The sequence below is a fragment of the Elizabethkingia argenteiflava genome (assembly GCF_009904105.1).
GTDB classification, from domain to species: domain Bacteria; phylum Bacteroidota; class Bacteroidia; order Flavobacteriales; family Weeksellaceae; genus Elizabethkingia; species Elizabethkingia argenteiflava.
Genome location: NZ_JAAABJ010000265.1, coordinates 1 through 305, shown reverse-complemented (window position 1 = coordinate 305; position 305 = coordinate 1). Strand labels below are relative to the sequence as shown.

1 protein-coding gene is annotated in these 305 nt (G+C 34.1%); it reads left to right on the top strand.

Annotated elements, in window-relative coordinates:
- Positions 1-96: 96 nt before the first annotated feature.
- Positions 97-305: transposase (locus GNY06_RS02815; RefSeq protein WP_244614346.1), on the top strand; the 209-nt coding region annotated here is incomplete at its 3' end.

Below are 305 nucleotides of genomic sequence, written 5' to 3'. Positions count from 1 at the left end.
TGTGCAGATATGGTGCAATTAGAACTAGTGTTGTAAAATTTTCGAGTCAAATTTCGAGTAAAACTAGGACAAAAATCAGAGCCATCGCTTGGTATTATGGACAGCCAGTATATTCGCTGGGGCAATTACCGGTCATTAAAAGGATTTGATGGAAATAAAAAGATTAAGTGCATAAAACGTCATGTGGTAGTTGATAAAAATGGTTTTTTAATTGCAATCATGGTTACAATGGCTAATATACATGATAGTAAGGCTGTTATTTTACTTATGCGCGTGTTAAAAGAAATGCTTTGTGGCATTAAAGT